At 77.0% G+C, this 8,109-nt stretch carries 2 protein-coding genes; both read left to right on the top strand.

The features are described from left to right. Positions 1-2,247 (top strand): SDR family NAD(P)-dependent oxidoreductase (locus ACFVXK_RS35185; RefSeq protein ID WP_389620313.1); only part of this gene is annotated, 2,247 nt, incomplete at its 5' end. Then, positions 2,244-8,109: type I polyketide synthase (locus tag ACFVXK_RS35180; protein WP_389620316.1), on the top strand; the 5,866-nt coding region annotated here is incomplete at its 3' end. The genes ACFVXK_RS35185 and ACFVXK_RS35180, both read left to right, overlap by 4 nt.

The following is an 8,109-nucleotide window of genomic DNA, read 5'->3' as shown; positions in this document are numbered from 1 at the left end:
GCCCGGCTGCACGTCCAGGGCACCCCGGTGGACTGGACGGCCGTCCTCGCCGACCGGGGCGCCCGCCGGGTCGACCTGCCCACCTACGCCTTCCAGCGCGAGCGCTACTGGCTGACGGCGGCCCCCGCACCGGCCGTCGCCACCACCGCCACCGCACCGGCGCCCGACCCGGCGGAGACGGAGTTCTGGGACACCGTCGAGAACGGGGGACCGGAGGCCCTGGCCGAGCGGCTCGGGCTGGCGGCCGGGGCGCCCCTGGAGTCGGTGTTCGAGGCGCTCGCGGCCTGGCGCCGGGAGAGCCGGATCCGGACCACCGTCGACGGCTGGCGCTACCGGGCGGTGTGGCAGCCCCGCACCGACCTGCCGGCCACCACCCCGTCCGGCACCTGGCTGCTCGTGGCCCCGGACGCGGCCACCGCCGCGCCCTACGCCCGGATGCTCCGCGACCGCGCCGCCGAACCCCTCCTCGTCACCGTCACCGACCCCGGAGCCGGCCGCGAGGCGCTCACCGCCCTGCTCCGGGACGCCGGAGCCGTGGACGGCGTACCGGTGTCCGGGGTGCTGTCCCTGCTGGCCCTGGACGAACGGGACCACCCGCCGCACCCGGGCCTGCCGTCCGGTCTCACGGCCACCGTCGCCCTCGTCCAGGCGCTCGGCGACCTGGACGTCGGGGCGCCCCTGTGGTGCCTCACCGCCGGAGCCGTGGCCGTCAGCGCCTCCCGGCCGGTCACCCGCCCGCTCCAGGCCCTGGTCTGGGGCCTGGGACGCGCGGTCGCGCTGGAGGCCCCGGGCCGCTGGGGCGGCCTGATCGACCTCCCCGGCACGGGAACCGGCGGGGACACCCCCGACGAGCGGACGCTCGCCCGGCTCGCCGCGGCCCTCGGCGGGGCCGGAGGCGAGGACCAGCTCGCGGTCGGCGCCTCCGGGACCCTGGTCCGCAGGCTGGCCCGGATGCCCCGCACGACGGCCACCGCCACCGACGGAGGCTGGAAGCCCCGGGGCACGGTACTGGTCACCGGCGGGACCGGCTCGCTCGGCGGGCACACCGCCCGCTGGCTGGCCTCGGCCGGTGCCGAGCACCTGGTGCTCACCAGCAGGCGGGGCGAGGACGCCCCGGGCGCGGCCGAACTCGCCGCCCAGCTACGGGAGTCGGGGGTCCGGGTGACGGTCGCCGCGTGCGACGTCGCCGACCGGGCGGCCCTGGCGGCCCTGCTGGGCACCCTGTCCGGGGACCCCGCCCCGCTGACCGCCGTCGTGCACGCCGCCGGACGTCCGCAGTTCACCACCGTCGCGGAGACCACCCCCGGGGAACTGGCCGCCGTGGTCTCGGCCAAGGTGGCCGGCGCGGTCCACCTGGACGAACTGCTCGCCGGACACGACCTCGACGCCTTCGTCCTCTTCTCGTCCGTCTCCGGCGTCTGGGGCAGCGGCAGCCAGGCCGCCTACAGCGCGGGCAACGCCTTCCTCGACGCGCTCGCCCAGCACCGCCGCTCCAGGGGACTGGCCGCGACGGCCGTCGCCTGGGGCCCCTGGGCCGAAGGCGGCATGGCCGCCGACGGAGGCGCGGAGGAATACCTGCGGCGCAGCGGCCTGCCCTCGCTCTCCCCGTCCCTGGCGGTCTCGGCCCTGCGCCTGGCCATGGACCGGGACGAGACCGCCGTGGTGGTGGCGGACGTCGACTGGCCGAGGTTCGCGCCCTCCTTCACCATCGGACGGCCCAGCCCCCTCCTCGCCGACCTGCCCGAGGCACGGGCGGCGCTCGCCGCCACCGCCGAGGCCGACGGGGCCACCGCCGCAGACGGTGCCACCGCGGCCGCGGACCTGGTGCGGGAACTGGCGGGCCTCGGCCCGGCCGACCGGCACGACCTGCTGCTGGACCTGGTCCGCACGGAGGCGGCCGCCGCACTCGGCTACCCGGCCACCGACGCCATCGAGCCCGACCGGGCCTTCCGCGACCTGGGCTTCGACTCGCTCACCGCCGTCGAACTCCGCAACCGGATCGGCGCCGCGACCGGACTGAAGCTCCCCACCACCACGGTCTTCGACCACCCCACCCCGAGCGCCCTCACCGACGCGCTCCTGCGCGCCCTGCTGCCCGCGCACGCCGGTGACACCGGCAGCGGCGGCGGCACCGGCGGCGACGACACCGACACCGACACCGACACCGACACGGAAACCGAAGCCGCGATCGCGGACATGGACCTGGACCACCTCATCGAACTGGCGCTGGGCGACAGCGAAGCCTGATCGACGTCCCGAGTACGGAGCACATCATGACCACACCGAACGACGACAAGATCGTTCAGGCACTGCGCGCCTCCCTCCAGGAGACCGAGCGGCTGCGCCGCCAGAACCGCAAGATGACGGCCGAGGCCCGCGAGCCCATCGCCATCGTCGCGATGAGCTGCCGCTTCCCCGGCGGCATCGGTTCGCCCGAGGAACTGTGGCGCCTCCTCGCGGACGGCGGCGACGCGATTTCCGGCTTCCCCGCCGACCGCGGCTGGGACCTGGACGCCCTCTACGACCCCGACCCCGACCACGCCGGCACCTGCTACGTCCGCCACGGCGGATTCCTCGACGGCGTGGGCGAGTTCGACGCCGGGTTCTTCGGGATCTCCCCGCGCGAGGCCCTGATGATGGACCCGCAGCAGCGGCTCCTGCTGGAGACCGCCTGGGAGGCCTTCGAACGGGCCGGGATCGACCCGGCCACCCTGCGCGGCACCCGCACCGGGGTCTTCGCCGGCACCAACGGCCAGGACTACGCCCGCCTTTCCACCTCCCCCGAGGACTTCGACGGCTACCTCGGCACGGGCAACGCAGCCGCCGTGATCTCCGGCCGGCTCGCCTACACCTTCGGCCTCGAAGGCCCCGCCGTGACGGTCGACACGGCCTGCTCCTCCTCCCTCGTCGCCCTGCACCTCGCCGCCCAGGCCCTCCGCAAGGACGAGTGCACCCTCGCCCTCGTCAGCGGGGTCACGGTGATGTCCACGCCCGGCGCGTTCATGGAGTTCAGCCGCCAGCGCGGGCTGGCCGCCGACGGCCGCTGCAAGCCCTTCTCGGCCGCCGCCGACGGCACCGGATGGAGCGAGGGCGTCGGCATGCTGCTCGTGGAACGGCTCTCCGACGCCCGCCGCAACGGCCACCGGGTCCTGGCCGTGCTGCGCGGCAGCGCGGTCAACCAGGACGGCGCCTCGAACGGGCTCACCGCCCCCAGCGGCCCGGCGCAGCAGCGGGTCATCCGCCAGGCCCTGGCCGACGCCCGGCTCACCCCGGACGAGGTGGACGCCGTCGAGGCCCATGGCACCGGCACCGCGCTCGGGGACCCGATCGAGGCCCAGGCCCTGCTCGCCACCTACGGCCAGGACCGCCCCGCCGAGCGGCCGCTGCTGCTGGGTGCGCTCAAGTCGAACATCGGCCACACCCAGGCGGCGGCCGGGGTGGCCGGCGTCATCAAGATGGTCATGGCGATGCGGCACGGGTCACTGCCCGCCACCCTGCACCTCGACGAACCCTCCCCGCACGTGGACTGGTCGGCGGGCGCCGTCCGGCTGCTGACCGAGGCCGTCGCCTGGCCCGAGACGGACGGTCCGCGCCGGGCGGGAGTCTCCTCCTTCGGCGTGAGCGGCACCAACGCCCACGTCATCCTGGAACTGCCGGCCCCCGAACCGGCCCCCGAACCGGCCCCCGAACCCGGCGCCGAACGGGCCCCCGAGTCCGGCGCGCCCGAGTCCGGCGCGGATCCCGCCGCCGGATCCGCCGGGACCCCGCTCCTGTGGCCCCTCTCCGCCCGCACCCCCGAGGCCCTGCCCGAGCAGGCCGGCCGGCTCCTGGCGTACGTCCGGGAACACCCGCAGGCCCACCCCGCCGACCTCGCCCACGCCCTCGCCACCACCCGCGCCCAACTGCCCCACCGCGCCGCCGTGGTGGGCCGTGACCGCGACGAGCTGCTGGCCGCCCTCGACGCCTTCGCCCGCCGGGAGCCGACGGGCCGCGCCTTCGAGGGCAGGGCCCGCAAGACCAGGACGGCCTTCCTCTTCTCCGGGCAGGGCAGCCAGCGCCCGGGCATGGGGCGTGAACTCCACGCCGCCTTCCCGGCGTTCGCCGCAGCCTTCGACGAGGCCTGCGCGGCGCTCGACCCGCACCTCGAACGCCCGCTCCGGGACGTGGTCTTCGGGGACGACGCCGAGCTCCTGAGCCGGACGGGACACACCCAGCCGGCGTTGTTCGCGGTCGAGGTGGCGCTGTTCCGGCTGGTGGAGTCCTGGGGCGTCCGCCCGGACTTCCTCGCCGGGCACTCCGTCGGCGAGTTCGCGGCGGCCCACGTCGCGGGCGTGCTCTCCCTCGACGACGCGGCGAAGCTGGTGGCCGCGCGCGGCCGGCTGATGCAGGCCCTGCCCCCGGGCGGCGTGATGGTGGCGGTCGAGGCCGCCGAGGAGGAGGTGCGCGCCCTGCTGGCGGGGTGCGAGGACCGGGTCGGCATCGCCGCCGTCAACGGGCCCGCGTCCGTGGTGGTCTCCGGGGCCGGGGACGCGGTGGCGGAGCTGGCCGGGAGGCTCGCGGCCGCGGGCCGCAGGACCAAGGCCCTGACCGTCTCCCACGCCTTCCACTCCCCGCTCATGGACCCGATGCTCGACGCCTTCCGCGCGCTCGTCGAAACCGTCCCCTTCGCCGCACCGGCCCTGCCCCTGGTCTCCACCGTGACGGGCCGGCGCCTGACGGCCGCCGAACTGGCCGACCCCGCCTACTGGGTGGACCAGGTCCGCGCCACGGTCCGGTTCGCGGACGCGGTACGTCACCTGGCCGACGCCGGGGCCTCGGCGTTCGTCGAGATCGGGCCCGGGGGCGTGCTGTCCGCTCTGGCCCGGCCCCTGCTGGACGAGGACTCCGCGCAGGCGGTACCCCTGCTGCGGACGGACTCCGCCGAGGACACCGCCGTCGTGTCCGCGCTGGCCCGGCTCCACGTCCACGGACTCCCCCTCGACCCGGCCGTCCTGTGCGCGGACCGCGCCGGCCGCCCGGCCCTCCACGACCTGCCCACCTACGCCTTCCAGCGGCGCCGCTACTGGCTGGAGTCCACGGCCTTCTCCGGCCGGACCGCCGCCGACGCCGCCCGGGCCGCCGATCCGGTGGAGGCCGGATTCTGGGACTCCGTGGAACGCGCCGACCTCGCCGCCTTCGCCGAGCGCCTCGGCCTCGCCGACGACGCGCCCCTCAGCTCGGTCCTGCCCGCCCTCTCCCTCTGGCGCCGCGACCACCGGGAGCGGTCCGCCCTCGACGGCCGTCGCTACCGCATCGCCTGGCAGCCCGCCCCGGCCCCCACCGCCGCCGACCTCCGCCCGGGCCGCTGGCTGGCCCTCGTCCCCGCCGCCCGCCCCGCCGACGACCCCTGGACGGCAGCCGCCCTGCGGGCCCTGGAGGAGCACGGCGCGACGGTACGGCGGCTGACGGTCGAACCCGGCACCGGCCGGGAGGCCCTCGCCGAGCTGCTGCGCACCGCCGTCCAGGAGGACCCCGTCGACGGCGTCCTGTCCCTGCAGGCCATCGGCGAACAGCCGCACCAGGACCACCCCGTCCTGGCGGAAGGCCTCGCCGCCACTCTCGCCCTCGTCCAGGCCCTCGGCGACGCCGGAGTCGACGCCCCCCTGTGGTGCGCCACCCGCGGTGCCGTCTCCACCGGCGCCTCCGACCCGCTGCGCAGCCCCCACCAGGCGGCCGTCTGGGCCCTCGGCCGGACCGCCGCACTCGAACACCCCGGACGCTGGGGCGGCCTGGTCGACCTCCCGGAGACCCTCGACCACCGCGCCGCCCGCCGCTTCGCGGCCGTCCTGGCGGGCACCCACGCCGACGAGGACCAGCTGGCCGTGCGCGGCGCGGGCGTCTTCGTACGCCGTCTGCTGCACGCCCCCCGGGAACGGCCGGGCACCCCCGGGAAGCCCTGGCAGCCGCACGGCACCGTCCTGATCACCGGCGGTACCGGAGCCCTCGGCGCCCACGTCGCCCGCTGGCTCGCCGGGGCCGGAGCGCAGCACCTGGTCCTCACCGGCCGCCGCGGACCCGCGGCCGACGGCGCCGACGCCCTCCGCGCCGAACTGGAGGAACTCGGCGCCCGGGTCACCATCGAGGCCTGCGACGTGGCCGACCGGCAGGCCGTGGCCCGGCTGCTGGCCGGCCTCCCGCAGGAACACCCCCTCACCGCCGTCGTCCACGCGGCCGGGGTGGGCACCCCGGCCATGCTGGACGACACGACGGACGAGGAGTTCGCCGCCGTCCTCGCCGCCAAGACGGCCGGCGCCCGGCACCTCGACGAGCTCCTCGCCGACCGGGACCTGGACGCCTTCGTCCTCTTCTCCTCGATCTCCGGCATCTGGGGCGCGGCCGGCCAGGCGGCGTACGCGGTGGCCAACGCCTCCCTCGACGCCCTCGCCGAACACCGCCGGGCCCGCGGCCTGCCCGCCACCGCCGTCGCCTGGGGCCCCTGGGCCGGCGGCGGCATGGTCGAGGACGGCGACGCCGAGGAGCGGCTGCGCAAGCGCGGACTGCCCGCCCTCGCCCCGCAGTCGGCCCTCGCCGCCCTGCGCACCGCCCTCGACCGGGACGAGACGGCGGTGACCGTCGCGGACGTCGCCTGGGAACGCTTCGCACCCTCCTTCACCCTGCTGCGCCCCAGCCCGCTGCTGAACGGGATCCCGGAGGCGGCCGCGGCCCTCGCCGAAGCGGCCGCGGGCCCCGACGGCGCAGCCCGGGGCGACGGCGGACTCCCCGAGTTCGCCCACCGGACCGCCGCCCTCACCCGGCCCGAGCAGGCCCGTGCCGTCCTCGCCCTGGTACGGGCGGAGGCCGCCGCGGTCCTCGGCCACCAGGACGCCGGAGCGGTCCCCGCCGACCGGGCCTTCCGCGAGCTGGGCTTCGACTCCCTCACCGCCGTCGAACTCCGGGGCCGCCTCGCCGGGGCGACCGGCGTCCGGCTCCCCGCCACCCTGGTCTTCGACCACCCCTCCCCGGCGGCCCTGGCCGATCACCTCCTCACCGAACTGACCGCGGCCCTCACGGGCCGGTCTGCCGCCCCCGCGCCGACGGCCGCGGCCCGCACCGCCGCCGACGGCGAGCCCCTCGCGATCGTCGCCATGAGCTGCCGCTACCCCGGCGGGGTGCGCGGCCCCGAGGACCTGTGGCGGCTCGTCGCCGAGGGCCGCGACGCGGTCGGCGCCTTCCCCGCCGACCGGGGCTGGGACCTGGACTCCCTCTACGACCCGGACCCCGACCGGCCCGGCACCACCTACGCCAAGGACGGCGGCTTCCTCTACGACGTCGCCGACTTCGACCCGGCCTTCTTCGGGATCTCCCCGCGCGAGGCCCTCGCCATGGACCCCCAGCAGCGGCTCCTGCTGGAGACCGCCTGGGAGGCCTTCGAACGCGGCGGTCTCGACCCCACCGCACTGCGCGGCACCGGAACCGGCGTGTTCATCGGCTCCGGCTACCAGGACTACGCCTCCCGCCTGCTGAGCGTGCCCCAGGACCTGGAGGGCTACATCGGCACCGGCAGCTCCGCCAGCGTCGTCTCCGGGCGCATCGCCTACTCCTTCGGCCTGGAGGGGCCCACGCTCACCGTGGACACCGCCTGCTCCTCCTCCCTCGTCGCCCTCCACCTCGCCGCCCAGGCGCTGCGGCGCGGCGAGTGCGACCTCGCCCTGGCCGGCGGGGTGACCGTGATGTCCAGCCCCAACGCCTTCATCGAGTTCAGCCGCCAGCGCGGGCTCGCCGCCGACGGCCGCTGCAAGTCCTTCGCTGCGGCGGCGGACGGCACCGGCTGGGGCGAGGGCGTCGGCATGCTGCTGGTCGAGCGGCTCTCCGACGCCCGCCGCAACGGACACCCCGTCCTGGCCCTCGTCCGGGGCTCCGCGATCAACCAGGACGGTGCCTCCAACGGTCTCACCGCCCCCAACGGCCCCGCGCAGCAACGGGTGATCCGCCAGGCCCTCGCGGACGCCGGGCTGACGCCGGCCGACGTGGACGCCGTCGAGGCCCACGGCACCGGCACCACCCTCGGCGACCCGATCGAGGCCCCGGCCCTGCTCGCCACGTACGGGCAGGAACGGGACGGGGACGACC

The sequence above is a fragment of the Streptomyces sp. NPDC058157 genome, assembly GCF_042884105.1.
GTDB lineage: Bacteria > Actinomycetota > Actinomycetes > Streptomycetales > Streptomycetaceae > Streptomyces.
The sequence above is the reverse complement of the archived record's forward strand: the minus strand, read 5'-3'. Positions and strand labels throughout refer to the sequence as shown.